General features: G+C 74.9%; 13 protein-coding genes and 1 pseudogene. 8 read left to right on the plus strand and 6 right to left on the minus strand.

Annotated features, from left to right (window positions below):
- Positions 1-10: 10 nt before the first annotated feature.
- On the plus strand, positions 11-1090 hold the full coding sequence (locus ACZ6KO_RS20730; protein WP_469305450.1) for a tetratricopeptide repeat protein: 1080 nt from the start codon (positions 11-13) through the stop codon (positions 1088-1090).
- Between the two features lie 28 nt (positions 1091-1118).
- Here ACZ6KO_RS20730 and ACZ6KO_RS20735 read toward each other — a convergent pair whose 3' ends face one another.
- The 3 genes from ACZ6KO_RS20735 to ACZ6KO_RS20745 are packed head-to-tail and all read right to left on the minus strand — an operon-like array spanning position 1119 to position 5531.
- A complete protein-coding gene (locus ACZ6KO_RS20735; RefSeq protein ID WP_469305451.1) occupies positions 1119-2099 on the minus strand; it encodes a serine/threonine-protein kinase in 981 nt (326 codons plus the stop codon).
- Complete coding sequence (locus tag ACZ6KO_RS20740; RefSeq protein WP_469305452.1) at positions 2096-3055, minus strand: hypothetical protein; 960 nt, start codon at positions 3053-3055, stop codon at positions 2096-2098. The genes ACZ6KO_RS20735 and ACZ6KO_RS20740 overlap by 4 nt, the downstream gene beginning before the upstream one ends.
- A gap of 4 nt (positions 3056-3059) precedes the next feature.
- Positions 3060-5531, minus strand: a complete 2472-nt coding sequence (locus tag ACZ6KO_RS20745) for an FHA domain-containing protein (protein WP_469305453.1) — start codon at positions 5529-5531, stop codon at positions 3060-3062.
- Positions 5532-5688: 157 nt separating this feature from the next.
- On the opposite strand from ACZ6KO_RS20745, the gene ACZ6KO_RS20750 reads away from it, so the two are divergent.
- From ACZ6KO_RS20750 to ACZ6KO_RS20770, 5 genes are all read left to right on the plus strand, one after another.
- Positions 5689-6726: a cation diffusion facilitator family transporter gene (locus tag ACZ6KO_RS20750; protein ID WP_469305454.1), complete on the plus strand. Its 1038-nt coding sequence runs from the start codon at positions 5689-5691 to the stop codon at positions 6724-6726.
- Positions 6727-6776: 50 nt separating this feature from the next.
- Positions 6777-7253, plus strand: coding sequence for an NUDIX hydrolase (locus ACZ6KO_RS20755; RefSeq protein WP_469305455.1), 477 nt, complete (start codon positions 6777-6779; stop codon positions 7251-7253).
- Between the two features lie 48 nt (positions 7254-7301).
- Positions 7302-8555 carry a Tm-1-like ATP-binding domain-containing protein gene (locus ACZ6KO_RS20760; RefSeq protein ID WP_469305456.1) on the plus strand — a complete coding sequence of 418 codons (1254 nt, stop codon included), beginning with the start codon at positions 7302-7304 and terminating at the stop codon, positions 8553-8555.
- A gap of 77 nt (positions 8556-8632) precedes the next feature.
- A complete protein-coding gene (locus ACZ6KO_RS20765; RefSeq protein ID WP_469305457.1) occupies positions 8633-10240 on the plus strand; it encodes a serine/threonine-protein kinase in 1608 nt (535 codons plus the stop codon).
- Positions 10237-10830 carry a hypothetical protein gene (locus ACZ6KO_RS20770; protein ID WP_469305458.1) on the plus strand — a complete coding sequence of 198 codons (594 nt, stop codon included), beginning with the start codon at positions 10237-10239 and terminating at the stop codon, positions 10828-10830. Before ACZ6KO_RS20765 ends, ACZ6KO_RS20770 begins: the two co-directional genes overlap by 4 nt.
- Positions 10831-10920: 90 nt before the next feature.
- Here the strand turns inward: ACZ6KO_RS20770 and ACZ6KO_RS20775 are convergent.
- A pseudogene (locus tag ACZ6KO_RS20775) lies at positions 10921-12039 on the minus strand (ATP-binding protein); the annotation flags it as partial.
- A gap of 105 nt (positions 12040-12144) precedes the next feature.
- Between ACZ6KO_RS20775 and ACZ6KO_RS20780 the strand changes: the two are divergent.
- A complete protein-coding gene (locus ACZ6KO_RS20780) occupies positions 12145-13596 on the plus strand; it encodes a glycosyltransferase family 39 protein (protein WP_469305459.1) in 1452 nt (483 codons plus the stop codon).
- A 133-nt stretch (positions 13597-13729) separates the two neighbouring features.
- Positions 13730-14506: a trypsin-like serine peptidase gene (locus tag ACZ6KO_RS20785; protein ID WP_469305460.1), complete on the plus strand. Its 777-nt coding sequence runs from the start codon at positions 13730-13732 to the stop codon at positions 14504-14506.
- On the opposite strand, the gene ACZ6KO_RS20790 is transcribed toward ACZ6KO_RS20785, so the two are convergent.
- Positions 14484-16157 (minus strand): FAD-dependent monooxygenase, encoded by a 1674-nt coding sequence (locus ACZ6KO_RS20790; protein WP_469305461.1) that lies wholly within the window; start codon positions 16155-16157, stop codon positions 14484-14486. The two genes, ACZ6KO_RS20785 and ACZ6KO_RS20790, sit on opposite strands and share 23 nt — an antisense overlap.
- A 95-nt stretch (positions 16158-16252) precedes the next feature.
- Positions 16253-16780, minus strand: a complete 528-nt coding sequence (locus ACZ6KO_RS20795; protein ID WP_469305462.1) for an NUDIX hydrolase — start codon at positions 16778-16780, stop codon at positions 16253-16255.
- Positions 16781-16793: the final 13 nt, after the last annotated feature.

Raw genomic sequence — 16793 nt, forward strand, 5'->3', positions numbered from 1 at the left:
GGCACCCGCTGTGACCCTGCACCCGGCCGTCGAACAGGCCGACGCGCTGCTCGAACTGAAGCGATACGACCAGGCCAGGGCCCTGCTGGCCCGCCGTCTGGCCGAGGACCCGGAGGACGTCCGCGCCTGGGTGAAGCTCGGCCGCTGCGAACTGGGCGCCGACAACCCGGAACAGGCCCTCGTCGCCCTCGACGAGGCGGTACGGATCGCCCCCGAGGACACCGGCGCGCTCCACATGCGGGCCCACGCGCTGCGCCGCGCCACGCACCTGGACCTCACGGAGCGCCGCCGGCAGGCCGAGGACTGCCTGCGCGAGGTCCTGCGCCTGGAGCCGGAGGCCGGTTACGCGCACGCGCTGCTCGGTGAGCTGCTGACGTTCGCCCCCGGCCGCGGCGAGGAGGCCATGGCGCACGCCCGCGAGGCGGTCCGGCTCGACCCGGAGAGCGTGGAGGCCTACACCGCGCTGTGGACCGCGTCCTCCGCCGTCTCCGACCAGGAGACCTTCTACTGGGCGCTGGAACAGGTCGCCCGCCTCGACCCGACCGACGGCCGGGCCGTGGCGCTGCTGTCCGGTCGCGAGGCCGAGCGGCCCGGCACCACGGCCGCCCGGGCCGCGGAGGTGTACGCCGACGCGCTCGCCGTCATCCCCGACAGCCCCGGGATGCGCCGTGGCCTGGACGCCGCCACCTACCGGCTGCTGCGCGGCGTCCGCTGGCTGGCGCTGGCCTGCCTGGCGGCCGCCGGCGTCATGATCAATGTGTTCCCGGAGGCCGGTCAGGCGGTGCGGGAGCTGCCGGTGCCGCTCGGCAACCGGCTGTGGGTGCTCGTCGTCATGGGCGCGATCTGGGGCTTCGGCGCCTGGCGCCGCTACCGGGGGCTGCGCGCCGGCGTCCAGTGGAACGTGTGGTCGCTGGTGCGGCGCAGCGGCTGGGCCCGGACCGTGGTCGGCCAGGCGGCCTGGGCGACGCTGTGCGCCCTGCTGATCTCGCAGGTGCCGTGGACCGAGCGGACGGGGCCGCAGGTCCTGTTCTGGGCGGGGCTGCTCCCGACGCTGGCCACGATCTGGTTCGACCGCGCCAAGCACCACTGACCGGCCGGGGCGGCCCGGTCACGCGGGCTCAGGACCGGAACACCGGCAGCGCCCAGTCGGGCGGCGGGGGCGGCGGGCCCTCGGGCGGAGGCGGGGGCGGGGACGGCGGCGGCCCGGTGGTGTCGGCCCGGTCGTCGGGGGCCTCGATCCGGCGCAGGGCCGCGATGAACTCCAGACAGCTGGACCAGCGGTCCTCCGGCGCCTTGGCCAGGGCCTTGGCCAGCACCTCGTCCACGGCGTGCGGGAGGTCGGGGCGGTGCGAGGTCAGCGGGGGCGGCGGGTCGTACTGCTGGGCCCACAGCAGGGCGATGTCGTCGTCCCGCCGGAAGGGCGGGCTGCCCGCGAGGGTCTCGTACACGACGCAGGCCAGGCTGTACACGTCGCAGCGGGCGTCGACCGGCTTGCCGGAGATCTGCTCGGGCGCCACGTAGTCCAGGGTGCCGACGAACTGGCCGACGGCGGTGAGCCCGGTCAGCGAGAGGGACTTCTTCGTGAGGCCGAAGTCGGTCAGGTAGACGTGCTCGCGCCGGTCGCTGTCGGTGCCCGCGTCGATCAGGATGTTGCCGGGCGTCACGTCGCGGTGGACCAGCCCGTGTTCGTGGGCCGCGTCGAGCGCGGAGGCGGCCTGGCCCGCGATGCCGACCGCCCTGGCCAGCGGCAGCGGGCCGGTACGGGCCAGCAGGCTGCGCAGGTCCTGCCCGGGCACGTACCGCATGGCGATGTAGAGCCGGCCCTCGGACTCGCCGGCGTCGTACACGGGCACGATGTGCGGGTGGTCGAGCGCGACCGCGACCTCGGACTCGTGGACGAAGCGGCGGCGGAAGGTGTCGTTGCGGGCCAGCTCGGGGGCGAGCAGCTTCAGTGCGACCGTACGGGGCAGGCGCAGGTCACGGGCCTTGTAGACGACGGCCATGCCGCCCCGCCCGATCTCGCTGATCACCTCGAAACCCGCGATCCGCCGGCCCGCGAGGTCCGAGGGACCGCCGCCGGGAAGTGAGGGCGCGGTCACCCGGACTCACCCGGCCGGACGATCCGTGTGGGTGCGTGCGGGGACGGCGAGGGGTCCCCGGGGGCGGGGGCCGTGTCCGGCGCCGGGGGCGGGGCGGGCCCGGCCGGTGCGGCGGACGCGGGATCACCCGGCGCCGTCGCCGCGGGCGTCGCCGTCGCGGGGGCCGCGGCGGTGCCGGCCGGGCCCGCGTCGGCGGACGACCCCGCACCGGCGGGCTCCGGGGCTCCGGGCACCGGGTCCCGTTCGTGTTCGGCGCTGCCCGGGCCGCCGGCGACCGCCGCCACCGCGTAGACGCTGAGCCGCTGCCCGTCGCCGTACATCCAGCGGCCGCCCGCCTCGTCGTAGAGCCATACGGACTCGCCGTCGACGACCACCCCGGCACGCAGGCCCCGGGTGCCCCGCCGGAAGGCCTCGCCGTCGGCGCGCCCGGCGGCGAGGTCGTCCGCGGCCCGCCGGTAGCGCGCCAGCGCCTCGGCGGACCGGGCGAGCAGCGGGCGCGGGTCCTCGGTGCGGGCCGGCGTCCCGGCGCCGCCGGGCGGCGGCTCCGGGACGGAGATCAGCAGCCGTCCGTCCACCCAGGCGGACCAGCCGTTGGCGCACAGGATCTCGGCCCATTCGCCGCGGCGCGCCAGCACCTGCACGGGCAGGAAGGCGTCCAGGGGCACGGTGGGCCGGGTGACGTCCGGGGCCTCCCAGGCGGGCAGGCCCTCGCGGGGGACGATGTGCGTGGGCCGGAATCCGGATCCGGGCGGGGATTCGAGGCCGGAGTCGGCGCCGGAGCCGATGCCGGCACCGGAGGCGGAACCGATGGCAGAGGCGGAACCGACACCGGAGCCGGAGCCGATACCGGTGGCGGAACCCACACCGGAGGCGGAGCCGATGCCGGGGCCGGAGTGGGCGCCCGAGCCGGTGCCCGCGGGGGCGCCGGAGGAGGAGTCGGTGCCGGGAGAGGTCATCGCCTCACTGCTTTCGCATGATGGCGGGCTCGTGGCGGCGCAGCAGCCGGGCCACCACCACGCCGAAGAGCACGGACAACAGGACCAGCATGCCGAGGTTGAACAGCCACACACCCGGCGCGTGCGCGAACAGCGGATCGGCGGTGATCTTGCCGGGCACGATGGCGGCGAGGTCGACGGTGCCCGCCATGGCGGCCAGCGCCCACCGGGCCGGCACCAGCCAGGCGAGCTGTTCGAGCGCCAGGACCCCGGCCAGCTTGAGGAAGGCTCCGCAGAAGACGACCTGGACGATGGCGAGGAGGACCAGCAGCGGCATGGTGACCTCCTCCTTGCGGACCAGGGCGGAGACCAGCAGGCCGAGCATCATCGCGGTGAAGGACAGCAGGGCGACGGCCAGCGTGATCTCGAGCAGTGGGGGCATCACCACGCCCTTGCCGCCCGGCGCGTTGAGGGGGATGCCGCCCAGCCCGACGAGGGTGAGGACGATCGCCTGGGCGACGGTGATCGCGCCGAGCACCACCACCTTCGACATCAGGTACGCCGACCGGGACAGCCCGACGGCGCGTTCGCGCTGGTAGATCACCCGTTCCTTGACGAGTTCGCGGACCGCGTTGGCCGCACCCGTCAGGACCCCGCCGACGCACAGGATCAGCAGGGCGCTCGTGGCCGTCTCGGCGGTGAGCTCGGGCCTGGCCAGCGCCCGGGCCATGGCTCCCATGACGAACGGCAGCGCGACCATGACGACGAGGAAGGTCCGGTCGGCACTGAGCGCGGCCGCGTACCGGCGGATCAGGGTACGCAGCTGGGCGCCCCAGCTCTGGGCCTTGGGCGGCGGCGCCACGAACGGCGCCGCGTCGGCGCCGCCCGCCGTCCCGTCCGGGCGGGCGGGCGCGCCGGCCGGGACCGGCCGCCGGGCGGCGTGGGCCGCGCTGTCGGCGTAGCGCCGCTGGAAGGGCGAGGCACGGTACTCCCCCGCCCAGTCCCGGTCCCGCTGGTTCTCGAAGGCCTCGAAGGCCTCCGGCCACTGGTCGAAGCCGAAGAAGCCGAGGGTCTTCTCCGGCGGTCCGTAGTACGCGATGCGCCCGCCCGGGGCCAGGACCAGCAGGCGGTCGCACACGTCCAGGCTCAGCACGCTGTGGGTGACGACGATGACGGTACGGCCGTCGTCGGCGAGGCCGCGCAGCATGTGCATCACCGAGCGGTCCATGCCGGGGTCCAGTCCGGACGTGGGCTCGTCGAGGAAGAGCAGCGAGGGCTTGGTGAGCAGTTCCAGCGCCACCGAGACGCGTTTGCGCTGGCCTCCGGAGAGGCTGTGGATGGGCTGGCCGGCCCGCTGCTCCAGGCCGAGTTCGCGGATCACCTCGTCGACGCGCGCCTCGCGCTCGGCCGCGGCGGTGTCCTGCGGGAAGCGCAGTTCCGCGGCGTACGACAGGGCACGGCGGACCGTGAGCTGGGAGTGCAGGATGTCGTCCTGCGGCACCAGGCCGATCCGGCTGCGCAGTTCGGCGTAGTCGCGGTAGAGGTCACGGCCGTCGTACAGGACGGTGCCGTGGTCGGCGGGGCGCAGGCCGGTGAGCGCGCCCAGCAGGGTGGACTTGCCGGCGCCGCTGGGGCCGACCACCGCGAGCAGGCACTTGGCGCCGACGGGGAAGGACACGTGGTCGAGCAGGGTCTTGCGGCCGTGGTCGACGGTGACGGCCAGGTCCTGTACGTCGAGGGAGACCTCACCGGTGTCGACGTATTCCTGCAACTGGTCGCCGACCAGGCAGAAGTCGCGGTGGCCGATGCCGACGATGTCGCCGTCTACGACCCTGGCGCGGGTCACGCGGGAGCCGTTCAGATAGGTGCCGTTGTGGCTGCCGAGGTCGGCGATCTCGTATCCGCCGTCGGCGAGGGCGAGCAGCTCGGCGTGCCGGCGGGAGACCACCAGGTCGTCGACGACGAGGTCGTTGTCGGCGGCGCGGCCGATCCGGATCGAGGTGCGGGCGGCGGTTCGGGCGGGCAGCGGGCGGACCGAGGTGGGGGCGCGGAAGGTGCCGGTGAGCGCGGGCGCGTGGACCACGGAGGGGCGTGCGCCGGCCCCGGTGTGCGCCGCGGGGGCGCTCGGCGGGGGCGGCGGGAACGACGGTGGGGGCGGGGGCGGCGGTGGTGGGGGCGCGGGGGCCGCCAGGACGGCGCGCGGGCCGTCGGTCACGCTCCCGAAGCGGAGCTCGCTGCCGGGCCCGACGTCCCACGCGTGGATGCGGTGGCCGTCGGCCCAGGTGCCGTTGGTGCTGTCCTCGTCCTCGACGGTCCAGTGGTCGCCGTCGGGACGCAGGATCGCGTGGTGCCAGGAGACGCGCGCGTCGTCGAGGCAGATCTCACAGAGGGGGTCGCGGCCGACGTGATAGGTCCGGCCCGGGGTCATCACGGTGGAGCCCCTGTCGGTTTCCATCACGAGCTCGGGCGCGGTCGGTACGCCGGGGCGCTGGACCATGAACAGATTTTCCCACGATCCGTCCGACCCGGCATAACCGCAGGTCAGAACGGTCTTATGGGGAATGACAACGGTCCCCGTTGCAGCCTTTGCCCCTCGCCGGAAGGTGCGCTTCACTTCACCCGTCGGAACGGAACCGAACACACGGGGGAACGCCATGAGCGCACACGACCACGGGCACGCCCGGGGCGACGGGCACGACCACGGCGGCGGGCACGACCACGGCCACGGCCACGCCGGGCACGCGCACGGGGTGGCCGCGAACGCCGACCGCCGCTGGCTGGCGATCGCGCTGGCGCTGATCGGCGCTTTCATGGCCGTCGAGGTCGTCATCGGCATCGTGGCCCAGTCGCTGGCGCTGATCTCCGATGCCGCGCACATGCTCACCGACGCCGTCTCGATCGTGCTGGCGCTGATCGCGATGCGGCTGGCCGCCCGGCCGGCGCGCGGCGGATTCACGTACGGCCTCAAGCGCGCGGAGATACTCTCCGCCCAGGCCAACGGGCTGACCCTGCTGCTGCTCGCGGTGTGGCTGGCGTACGAGGCGGTGCAGCGGCTGCTCGACCCGCCCCAGGTGGAGGGCGGGCTGGTGCTGGTGACGGCACTGGCGGGCATCGTCGTCAACGTGGCGGCCGCCTGGTGCATCTCCCGGGCGAACCGCAGCTCGCTCGCCGTCGAGGGCGCCTACCAGCACATCCTCAACGACCTGTTCGCGTTCATCGGCACCGCCGTGTCCGGCCTGATCGTGCTGACCACCGGCTTCGTGCAGGCCGACGCCATCGCCACGCTCGTCGTGGTGGCCCTGATGGTCAAGGCGGGGTACGGGCTGGTCCGCGAGTCCGGCCGGATCCTCCTGGAGGCCGCGCCGGCCCACGTGGATCCGGACGCGGTCGGGGACCGGCTGGTCGCCTTCGGGCCCGTGACCGAGGTGCACGACCTGCACATATGGACGATCACTTCCGGCCAGGCGGCGCTGTCGGCGCACGTGCTGGTGGAACCGGCGGGCGACTGCCACGCCGTACGCCGCGGCCTGGAGGAGCTGCTGCGCGACGCGTACGGGATCACCCACACCACCTTGCAGGTGGACCACGCGCAGGACGCCCTGCTCTCGGTCGGCCGGGCGGGTGACGCGGCGGACCCGCACTGCGCACAGGCGCACGGTCCGGTGCACCACGAGGGCCCGCACCACCACTGACCCGCCGCCCCGCCGTTGCGGGGCGGGCGTCCGGGGGCAGGGATGGAGGCATGACACAGAAGCGCAGCGCCGGCCTGCTCCTCTTCCGCCGCCGGCCCGCGACGGCCGACCGCGTCGAGGTGCTGCTCGGCCATCTGGGCGGGCCGTTCTGGGCGCACCGCGACGCCGGGGGCTGGGGCATCCCCAAGGGCGAGTACGAGGAGGACGAGGCCCCGCTCGACGCGGCGCGCCGCGAGTTCCTGGAGGAGATCGGGCTGCCGGCGCCGCAGGGCCCGTACCTGCCGCTCGGCGAGGTGCTCCAGAGCAACGGCAAACTGGTCACGATCTGGGCGGTCGAGGCCGATCTGGACCCGGCGCGGATGGTGCCGGGGACCTTCACCATGGAGTGGCCGCAGGGCTCGGGCCGGCAGCAGGAGTTCCCCGAACTGGACCGGGTGGCCTGGTTCGCTCCCCCGGTGGCGCGAACTCGCCTGATCTCCTCTCAAATCCCTTTTCTGGACCGGTTGTTGGGGTTGGTGAACGATTGACCCGACCTTGACTTGCCAGCGGGCCCGGATGCGTTCACATTACAATTCATGACGAACGTCGTGCTGGTGGGAACCCTGGACACCAAGGGATTGGAGTACGGCTGGCTGCGCGAGCGACTGCTGCGCGCCGGCGTCGAGGTCATACTGGTCGACACCGGGATCATGGGCGAACCCCGGGTGCCCGCCGACGTACCGCGCGAGGCGGTCGCACGGGCGGCGGGAACGGAACTGTCGGAACTGCGGGCGGCCGCCGACCGGGGCGCGGCCGTCACCACGATGGCGCAGGGCGCGGAGGAAACCCTCCTGCGGCTGCACGCCGAGGGCCGGGTGCACGGGGTCCTCGCGATCGGCGGCAGCGGCGGCACCTCCATCGCCACCCGGGCGATGCGGGCCCTGCCCCTGGGCGTGCCGAAGGTCATGGTCTCCTCCATGGCCTCCGGGGACGTGGCGAAGTACGTCGGGTCCTCGGACATCACGATGATGTACAGCGTGGTGGACATCGCCGGGATCAACACCATCTCGGCGCCGGTGCTGGCCAACGCCGCCGACGCGGTGGCGGGCATGGCCAAGGGCTTCTCCCGCGCCTCGCGGGAGATCCGCCCGGCCCAGCTGGGCACCGGCGCCCGTCCGCTGATCGCGGCGAGCATGGCGGGCGTGACCACGATCGGCGTGGACGCGGCCCGTGAACGGCTGACCGAACTCGGCTACGAGGTGCTGGTCTTCCACGTCAGCGGCACCGGCGGCCGCACCCTGGAGTCCCTCGCCGGCCAGCGCGTCTTCACGGGCGTCCTGGACCTGACGCTCAGCGAGATCGCCGACGAGCTGTGCGGCGGCGTCCTCAGCGCCGGCCCCGACCGGCTCACCGCCGCCGGCCGGGCCGGGATCCCGCAGGTGGTCAGCCTGGGCGCGCTCGACATGGTGAAGTTCGGGCCGCTGGAGACCCTGCCCGAGCAGGCCCGCTACCGCCGGGTGCGCGTCCACAACCCGTCGATCACGGTCATCCGTACGACGGAGACGGAGTGCGCGGAACTGGGCCGGGTCGTCGCGTCGAAACTCAAGGGGGCGACCGGCCCGACCGCCGTGTGCGTCCCGAAGCGTGGACTGTCCACGCTCGGCGCGCCCGGCGGGCCCTACCATGACCCCGCCGCGGACCGCGCGCTCTTCTCGGCCCTGCGCGAGGGCTTGCGCGGGAGCGGGGCACGGCTCTACGACTACGACACACACATCAACGACCCCGCGTTCGGGCGGGCGGCGGCCGACCGGCTGCACGCCATGATCGGCGCGGTGCGGGCCGCCGCGTAGATCGGTCCGCGGGGTCGGGAACCGGCCACGGTGCGATCCGTGTCCCTGGGTGTGGTCGACCACCGCAGGGGGCGGAGATGAAGGTGTGGACGGTCCCCGGTTACACGGAGACGCGGGAACTGGGATCGGGCGGCAGCGGCCGCGTGGTGCTCGCCGTGCACGAGGGGACCGGAACCCCGGTGGCGGTGAAGTACCTCAGCGACCGCCTCCGCCGCGATCCGGCGTTCGTCCGGGAGTTCCGGGCGGAGGCCGGGCTGCTGGGCGGGCTGCACTCGCCGTACGTGGTGGGGCTGTACGAGTACGTGGAGGCACCCGCCGGTGCCGCCATCGTCATGGAGCTGGTGGACGGCATCTCGCTGCGCGCGCTGCTGCACCGGTCCGGGCGGACGGACCCGGAGCCGGCGCTGGTCGTGCTCAAGGGCTCGCTGCTGGGCCTGGCCGCGGCGCACCGGGCGGGGGTCGTGCACCGCGACTACAAGCCGGAGAACGTGCTGGTCGCGGCCGACGGCTCGTCCAAGCTGGTCGACTTCGGCATCGCGGCGAACCGCGGCAGCACGCCGGGGGTGGCCGGCACGCCCGCCTACATGGCACCGGAGCAGTGGCAGGGCCGGCCGGCCTCCCCGGCGGCCGACGTGTACGCCGCGACCGCGACGTTCTTCGAGTGCCTGACCGGGCGCAAGCCCTTCACGGGGGAGAACTTCGCCGAGCTGGCCGTGCAGCACATCGAGGCGCCGGTCCCGGAGACCGAGGCACCGGAACCGGTACGTCCGCTGATCCGGCGGGGCCTGGCGAAGCAGCCTCAGGAGCGCCCGGAGAACGCCGAGGCGTTCGTGGCGGAGCTGGAGGGCGTGGCCGTCTCGGCGTACGGCCCTGACTGGGAGGAGCGCGGCCAGCGCAAACTGGCGGCGCTCGCCGCGCTGCTGCCGCTGCTGTTCCCGTCGGCGGGCGGGGCGGCGGCGGGGACGACGGCCGTGGCGAGCACCTCGGTCGGTGGCGGGGCGGGCTGGGCGCCCGGACGGCGCGGCTGGCTGGCGGCCGGGGTGGCGCTGATCCTGGGTGCGGCGCTGGTGCTGGCGCAGGCATCGGCGAGCGAGGCGCCGCGCGGGGCGCTGAGCGCCTTCGCGACGACCGCCCCGACCCCGCCGGGGCCGGGGTCACCGGCGCCGGGTCCCTCGCCGTCCGCGTCCGCCGGGCCGTCGCCGTCGCTCTCCCCGAGCGCGTCGCCGTCGGCGTCGGCGTCCCCGTCGGCCTCCGCCACGGCGACGGCCTCGCCGCCGTACACCGCCTCGCCGCACCCGGGTGGCACCGCCACGGCGACCGTCAGGCCGTCGCCGAAGCCGCCGACCGTCACGCCGACCACCACGACGCCCTCGCCGCCCGTGGTCGTCGGGTCGGTCACGGTGACGGTGCGCCAGACGGGTGTGACCACCGGGCAGGCGACGGTGTCGGTGGACGTCAAGGGCGGGCCGGTCCCCGTGGTCGTGGAGTGGTTCACCGGTGACACGCCGGGCTCGCTCGGGGCCGCGGAGGGCACCGAGACGTTCACCTACACCGGCGCCGGCGCGGCACCGGTCACCCGGACGCACACCTTCACCGGCAAGGGCTGCTACTGGGGCGTACGCGTCAGTGCCGGCGGCAAATCCTCCAGCGACCAGATCCTGACCAGGCGGTGCACGCTGACATGAGCGACGACGACTACAGCGCGACCGTCCTGGGCAGCCACTGGTTCAGCGGCCCGCCGCAGCCCTCGCAGACCGATGTCGCCCCCGACCGGGTCGAGGGGTCCGTGCTGCGCTTCGGGCCCGGGGTCACCGCGGCGATGGCGCCGCCGTTCCCGGTCCCGGTCCCGGCCGGGCCGGTACGCCCGCGCCGGCGGCGGGCGTACGGGCTGCGCCGCTACGCGCTCGCCGCCGTCGTGCTGATCGGCGTCCTGTGCTATCTGGGCTGGCAGCGCTACGGGCCCGCGGTCGCGGTGCGCGACGTGTCCGTCGGCACCGACGCGCAGGGGCCTGCCTGCGACTCCACGGCCGACGTGGTGGCCGTGGTGACCACGGACGGCCGTCCGGGGACGATCACCTACCGGTGGGTCCGCAGCGACGGCACCCGGTCGGAGGACCTGACGGAACGGGTGACGCGGGGCCAGCGCGAGGCCCGGCTGCACCTGCTGTGGACCTTCCAGGGCCGGGGCAGCTACGCGGCCCGGGCCCAGGTGGAGCTGCTGGAGCCGGTACGGCGCACGGCGGCCGTGCAGTTCACGTACCGCTGCTCCCCGTGACGGGGCCGGGCAGCCGGATGACGACGCGGCCGGCGTCGACCTCGACCCGGCTGCGCGGGGCGTGCGCGCGTACGGGCGTACGGGCGCGGGTCAGCAGCGGGCGTGTGCCGTGATGTCCGCCTCGAAGGCGCCGGTCATCGCCGGGGTCACGGTCGGCCGGCAGCGCGCCACCGCCGCCAGGTAGTCCTCGGTGCTCGCCCCGGGCGGGGCGCCCGCCGCCCCGGCCACCGCCTCCAGGTCCCGTTCGAAGGACACCTGCGCCGCGATCCGCGCCGCGTGCTCGATGTCGGCCGGGGTGAACAGCTCGCTGGCCGCGACCAGGGCCGCCACGTCGACGCCCGCGCGGCCGGCGGCGTAGCGGGACCAGATCGCGGCGCGCGCCCCGGCGTCCGGGGTGCCGATGGGGATCAGGTAGTCGAAACGGCCCGGCCGCAGGAACGCCGGGTCCAGGGAGCGGATGGAGTTGGTGGCGCACACCAGCAGCCGCTCGTCGCCGTCCCGGAACCCGGGGATGAGCTTGAGCAGCTCGTTCGTCACGCCGTGGATGCCGCCGGGCTGGGCGGGCTCGGTGCGGACGGGGGCGATCTCCTCGACCTCGTCGATGAAGACCAGGACCCGTTCCAGCTCGGCGATCCGGGCGAACGCGCTGCGCAGGGCCGCGGCCAGGTTGCCCTCGTCGGCCAGGCGCGAGGGCAGCAGCTCGACGAAGGGCCAGCCCAGCCGGGAGGCGATGGCGCGGGCGAAGGTGGTCTTGCCGGTGCCGGGCGGGCCGAAGAGGGTGATGGCTCGCGGCGGCCGGACCCCGTGCTGCGCGGCCCGTTCGGGCTCGGCCAGCGGCAGCACGACCCGCCGCTCGATGAGGTCCTTCTCCTTCTCCATCCCGGCCACCTCGGCCCACAGGCCGGCGGGGAGGAAGCGGCCGCCGAGGTCGTCCAGCAGCCCGGCCGCCGGCCCGTGCAGCGGCTCGGTCTTCTCGAAGTAGGCGACGGCGGGCTGTCGGGTGTAGCCGGCGTTGAGCAGGCCTTCGCCGAGCAGGTCCTCCTCCGGCAGGACGTACGCGATGCGCCCGACGCGGGCGGCGATCAGCCGGCGCTCCAGCTCCACGAGGAGGGCGCTGGCCAGGCCGCGGCCGCGCCAGCCGGAGGAGATCGCGATCCGCATCACCCAGGCCCGCTCCCCCGAGACGCAGGCGAGGGCCGCGCCGATCGGACGATCACGCTCCGTCCTGCACAACAGCCGGTCGGGAAACCGTCCGGGTCGTCCATAGACTGGTGGCTTCCGCCCGCGCCGCCCACCGAGGACCCGATCCCTTCCATGGCTTCCGACATATCCCATATATCCAACTCCCGTCGGCGGCTGGTGTGGCTCATACCGGTCCTCTGGACGCTCATATCCGGCCTCTGGGGGCTGTCCCGGCAGGACAGCGTGTGGCGGGACGAGGCCGCGACCTGGCAGGTGGCCACGCGGCCGGCGGCCGAGATCTGGCACATGCTGGGCCAGGTCGACGCCGTCCACGGGCTGTACTACCTGCTGATGCACGGGGTGTTCGAGGTGTTCGGGGCGGGTACGACGGCGCTCCGGCTGCCCTCGGTGCTCGCCATGGCGGTGGCGGCGGGCTGCGTCGGGGCGATCGGGTCGCGGCTGGCCGGCTTCTGGGCGGGCCTGGGCGGCGGGCTCGCCCTCGCCCTGCTGCCGGCCGTGCAGTTCTACCTGCAGGAGGGCCGGCCGTACGCGCTGGTGGCAGCCGGGGCGGGGGCCTCGACGCTGGTCCTGGTGACCCTGCTCGAGGGGCGCGGCGGGCGGGCGCGCTGGGCGGCGTACGCGGGCGCGGTGCTGGGGTGCGCGCTGCTGAACTGGCTGTCGCTGCTGATCCTGCCCGCGCACGCGGTGACCCTCGCGTGGGTACGGGCGGGGCGCGCGGTGTGGCTGCGCTGGGCGGTGGCGTCGGCCGCCGCCGTCGCCGGGGCGCTGCCGCTGATTCTGTTCAGCCGGACCCAGTCCGACCAGGTGTCGTGGATACCGCCGCTGACCTGGCACATGATGATCGGGCCGGCGATCCTGCTGGCGATCGGTGGCGTGGGGGCGTGGCTGGACCGGCCGCGGGCCGGCCGGCTGTCGGCGGCTGCGGTCGGCCTGCCGCTGCTGGCGGTGCCGCAGCTGGCGCTGGCCGGGCTGTCGCTGGCGCAGCCGCTGTTCCTGGACCGGTACGTACTGTTCAGCCTGCTCGGGCTCGCGCTGCTGATCGGTGCGGGGCTGGCCGCGGCGGTCCGGGCGGCGGCGCCGCGGTTCCCGCGGGCGGCGGCGCTGCTGGTGCCCGCGGTGGTGGCCGTGGCGGTGGTGGCGCTGCTGCCGCAGTCGCTGGCGAAGCGGGCTCCGGCCAGCCGGGTGGACGACGTGCTGGCGGCGGCCGGCATCGTGGAACGGCTGAAGGCGCCGGGTGACGCGGTGCTGTTCGTCCCGGCGGCGCGACGGGACACCGCGCTGGTCTCGCCGCGGGCCTTCACGGGGGTGACGGACATCGCGCTGGCCGTCGGCCCGGTGGAGTCGGGAACGCTCAAGGGCGAGGAGGCGGACCCGGCACGGATCCGCGACGCGATGCTCGCGCAGCGCCGGATCCTGCTGGTGACGGACGCGGTGAAGGTGGCCAGGCCGGTGTCGGCCGCCCGAGACCGGATGAAGACGGCCGTGCTGGCGGAGCACTTCACGGTGACCGAGGACCGCCAGGAACGGGGCCGTCGCGTGACGCTCTACACCCGCAAGGGCTGAGGAGCGCCACCGCCCGGGCGGCCCGCGCCCGGTCCCATGCCCGGCCCCGGTCCCGGTCCCGGTCCCTCGATTCACAGGGGATTCCCAGGAAAGCGGAACCCCGCGTCACAGGTTCGCGCGGCAGGGTCGGAACATGATCCACGGCGAGTTCGACCGACAGGCCCGGCGGGCCGGGCGCATCGCCCTGGCGATGGCCACCGTGTCCGCGCTGCTCACGCTGGACGTCTGCGAGGCGGCGGCCACTCCCCCGATGGGCGTCACCCGGCAGGCCGCGGCTGACGCGGTCTCGGCCCGGGTGGGCGCGCTGTTCGCGGGTGGCCTGGACGGCGGCCACTTCTGCACCGCCTCGGTGGTGCACAGCGGCGGCCGGGATCTGATCGCCACCGCGGCGCACTGCCTGAACGACCCCGGGGACACGGTGTTCGCGCCCGGCTACCGCGACGGCTCGGCGCCGTACGGGGTCTGGGAGCTGACCGCCGTGTACGAGGACCCGAGCTGGGACCGGGAGGAGAACCCGGACGCCGACATCGCGTTCGCCGCGCTCGCGCCGCTGGACGGGAAGCGGATCGAGGACGTGGTCGGCGGTTTCCCGGTCGCCGCCGACCAGCCAGGCGGTGTGCCGGTGACGGTCGTCGGCTATCCCAGTGCCGCCGACGCCCCCCTGACGTGCTCCAACGACACGTCGATGGAGAGCGGGACGCAGCGCCGGATCGGTTGCCCGGACCTGCCGGGCGGCACCAGCGGCAGCCCCTGGCTGGTGAAGGGGGCACTGGCCGGGGTGCTCGGCGGCTTCGAGGGCGGCGGCACGGACCCCGACATCTCCTACAGCGCGGTCATGGGTGACATGGCGCAGGATCTCTACCGTCGGGCCGCCGCCGGCCACCCGGTCACGGGGACTCCGGAGGCCTGACAGCGGGCCCGGCGGGCACGGTGGTGAGGGAGGTCAGCGCGGTGAGTGCCGCGTGGAGGGGGTGGAGGGGGGTGTCGCCCGGGGGGTACGCGGGCCAGCGCGCGCCGATGTGGCCGTCGGGCCGCACGAGGAGCGCGCCGCCGGGGCCGAGTCCGGCGGGCCCCGCGCACGGCGCGGGCAGGGCCTCGATCCGCAGCGGCCACGGCGCCCCGGCCGCCGGCGCCCAGCGGGCGGGGTCCGGGGTGAACAGGGTGAACCACGCGCCGAGGGCGTCGAGCGTGGAACGGTCGGGTGCGAGCCAGAGGTGGGGCATGCGGTGGCCCGGCTCGGCGCGGGGGACGTAGTCCGTGCCCCCGTCCGTGCCCCCGTCGCCCGCCCCGGACATGGACCCCGCCCCGGACGCGGACTCCGCTGCGGACGCCTTCGGGGCGGCGCCGTCGGTGAGGACGGCGGCGGAGCGGTAGGTGACGCCGAGGACGAGGCCGAGCTGCGCGAAGTACCGCTCCGCCCAGGGAAGCTCGAACCGCCCGGACGGCGTGTCGTCCGACCGGAGCTGGTCGCGGCGCCGGGCCAGAGCCCCGAGCATCAGCTCGGCGTTGGCCACCGCCTGGCGCAGCGTGCGGTGGGCGACGGGTTCCCGTTCCGTGGCGTAGGTGGCGAGCAGCTCCGGTCCGGCCCACCCCCGCAGGACGCCCGCCAGCTTCCAGCACAGGTTGTGCACGTCGGCGACGCCGGTGTTCATGCCGAGGCCGCCGATCGGGGGGATCGCGTGGGCGGCATCGCCGGCCAGCAGGATCCGGCCGTGCCGGAAGCGGTCGGCGACGAAGGCGTTCATCGCCCAGTGCTGGACGCGCAGCACCTTCGGCCGTACGCCGTCGTCGGGGCCGAGGGCACGCGTGACGAGAGCGGTCCAGTCCGCGTCCCCCGCGCCCTCGGGCGTGGGACCGAACCAGAACCAGCCGCCCTCGGGGTGGACGGGGCCGAACGAGCCCAGCGGGGTGAAGTAGACCCCGGCGGGCTGCCGGGCTCCCCACTGGCCGAGGTCGGCGTCGAAGACGACGGTGGTGAAGTCCCCCAGCCGCCCGGGGCCGGCGGTGCCGATGGCCAGGTGCTGGCGGACGGTGGAGTTCGCGCCGTCGGCGGCGATGACGTAGCGGGCGCGCACCCGGGTCCGCGCATCGGTGGCGCGGTCGACGAGCACCGCGACGACGCCCCCGCCGTCCGCCTCCTCGGCGAGCTCCACGAGCTCCGTCCCGAACCGCACCGGTGCCCGCGCCGCCGCGAGCAGGGTGGGCTCCAGCCGGTCCTGCGAGGTGAGCACACCGGTGACCGGACTCTCGGGCACCGGCGCGGCGACCCCGACCATCGCCTCGGTGGCGAAGTCCTCGCCGCGCAGGGTGTCGCGGAAGCGGATCCGGCCGTACGCGGGGGCGAACGCGTTCGCCGCGACGGTGCCGGCGAGACCCAGCTGGCGGAAGACCTCCATCGAGCGCACGTTGACCAGCCGGGACCGGGGGAAGGGGGACAGCTCGGTGTGCTTCTCGACCAGCAGGGCCCGAACGCCCCAGCGTTCCAGCAGCGCGCGGGCGGTCAGCCCGACGGGCCCGCCCCCGACGATCAGTACCGGTACCTCTTCGTCCGCTACGGGCATACCGCGCTCCCGGTGGCCTGATCCGTCATGCCGATCAATCTCGCGCAGGCGGTGCCCGCCCGCAACGCCCCCGCCCCGGGGTACGCCCGATCGGCTCAGTCGGCGGGCTGCGAGGCCGCCGGGACCTGCGGGAGGTCCGCGACGTCCGGGGCCTGCGGGGCCTCGAACCAGGTCGGCTCGTCCCGCGCGGCCCGGTGGATGCGCTCCAGGGCGAAGGGGTGCAGCGGCGGCAGGTCCTCGACGTCGAACCAGGCGACGTCCAGCGATTCGGCGTCGTTGACCCTCGCCTCGCCGCCGACGGCCCGGCAGCGGAAGGTGGTGTCGCTGAACTGCACCTCGTCCCCGTTGGGATAGGTGAACGGCTCCAGCATCTGGACCAGCACCACCCGCTCGGGCACGCAGTGCACGGCCGTCTCCTCGAAGACCTCGCGCACCGCCGTCTGGGCGGGCTGCTCGCCGGGCTCGGGGATGCCACCGATCACGGACCACGCGCCGGTGTCCGCGCGCCGGCCGAGCAGCACCCGGCCCCGGTCGTCGAAGACGATGGCGGTCACTCCGGGCAGCACCAGGAGCTGGTGCCCGGCCGTGGCTCGGATCCTGAGGATGAAATCGGGCGTGGTCATGCCCCCGACCTTA

It is taken from the genome of Streptomyces sp. NPDC042102 (assembly GCF_055582305.1).

Coding starts and splice junctions, on each gene's coding strand:
- ACZ6KO_RS20740 (WP_469305452.1), bottom strand. CDS start 3,055: ATGACCTCTCCCGGCACCGACTCCTCCTCCGGCGCCCCCGCGGGCACC.
- ACZ6KO_RS20745 (WP_469305453.1), bottom strand. CDS start 5,531: ATGGTCCAGCGCCCCGGCGTACCGACCGCGCCCGAGCTCGTGATGGAA.
- ACZ6KO_RS20750 (WP_469305454.1), top strand. CDS start 5,689: ATGAGCGCACACGACCACGGGCACGCCCGGGGCGACGGGCACGACCAC.
- ACZ6KO_RS20755 (WP_469305455.1), top strand. CDS start 6,777: ATGACACAGAAGCGCAGCGCCGGCCTGCTCCTCTTCCGCCGCCGGCCC.
- ACZ6KO_RS20760 (WP_469305456.1), top strand. CDS start 7,302: ATGACGAACGTCGTGCTGGTGGGAACCCTGGACACCAAGGGATTGGAG.
- ACZ6KO_RS20765 (WP_469305457.1), top strand. CDS start 8,633: ATGAAGGTGTGGACGGTCCCCGGTTACACGGAGACGCGGGAACTGGGA.
- ACZ6KO_RS20770 (WP_469305458.1), top strand. CDS start 10,237: ATGAGCGACGACGACTACAGCGCGACCGTCCTGGGCAGCCACTGGTTC.
- ACZ6KO_RS20780 (WP_469305459.1), top strand. CDS start 12,145: ATGGCTTCCGACATATCCCATATATCCAACTCCCGTCGGCGGCTGGTG.
- ACZ6KO_RS20785 (WP_469305460.1), top strand. CDS start 13,730: ATGATCCACGGCGAGTTCGACCGACAGGCCCGGCGGGCCGGGCGCATC.
- ACZ6KO_RS20790 (WP_469305461.1), bottom strand. CDS start 16,157: ATGCCCGTAGCGGACGAAGAGGTACCGGTACTGATCGTCGGGGGCGGG.
- ACZ6KO_RS20795 (WP_469305462.1), bottom strand. CDS start 16,780: ATGACCACGCCCGATTTCATCCTCAGGATCCGAGCCACGGCCGGGCAC.